The sequence below is a fragment of the Actinoplanes hulinensis genome (genome assembly GCF_019429605.1).
Lineage (GTDB): Bacteria > Actinomycetota > Actinomycetes > Mycobacteriales > Micromonosporaceae > Actinoplanes > Actinoplanes campanulatus.
In genome coordinates this window covers 1-603 of the sequence record NZ_JAHXZI010000057.1, presented here as the reverse complement: position 1 = coordinate 603, position 603 = coordinate 1, and the positions used below count along the sequence as shown (strand labels likewise).

Here is a 603-nt window from a genome sequence, read left to right as displayed (position 1 = left end):
GGGGGTGTCAGTAGCCGAAGTCCTGGGTGTAGTAGGGGGTGCCGTTGGCGGCGTAGGCGACGCCGACGCCGACGGTCTTGGATTTGCAGTTGAGGATGTTGGCGCGGTGGCCGGGGCTGTTCATCCAGCCGTCGACGGTGGTGGCGGCGGTGCGGTAGCCCCAGGCGATGTTCTCGCTGGAGGGTTTGGTGTGGCCGGCGGCTTTGACGCGTTTGATGAAGGTGGAGCCGCCGGCGCCGGTGTGGGAGAACTTGCCGGTGCGGGCCATCCAGGTGCTGTGGCCGCGGGCGGCTTTGATGAGTTTGGCGTCGGCCTTGACGGTGGGGCAGCCGTGTTTGGTGCGCTGGATGTTGGTGAGCCGGTTGACCTCGGTCTGCAGGGCGACCGTGCTGGGCTTCGTGGGGGCGGCTTCGGCGGGGGACGCGATCATGACGGTGCCGGCGGCGACCGGGGCGATGAGGGCGGTCACGGCGATGCGGCGGAGAAGCTGGCGCAAGATCGGTCCTTCCGGGGAAGTGTGTTGCGGGCTCACCGTTGACTTCGGCCTGGGGTGGGTGGGGGTGATTGCCGGGCCGGTGCGCGTGGGTCACCGTCCGGTTGCCG

1 protein-coding gene is annotated in these 603 nt (G+C 69.2%); it reads right to left on the bottom strand.

Annotated elements, in window-relative coordinates; all coding sequences use genetic code 11:
- Positions 1-7: 7 nt before the first annotated feature.
- Complete coding sequence (locus tag KZ829_RS42535) at positions 8-496, bottom strand: CAP domain-containing protein (RefSeq protein ID WP_246637188.1); 489 nt, start codon at positions 494-496, stop codon at positions 8-10.
- Positions 497-603: the final 107 nt, after the last annotated feature.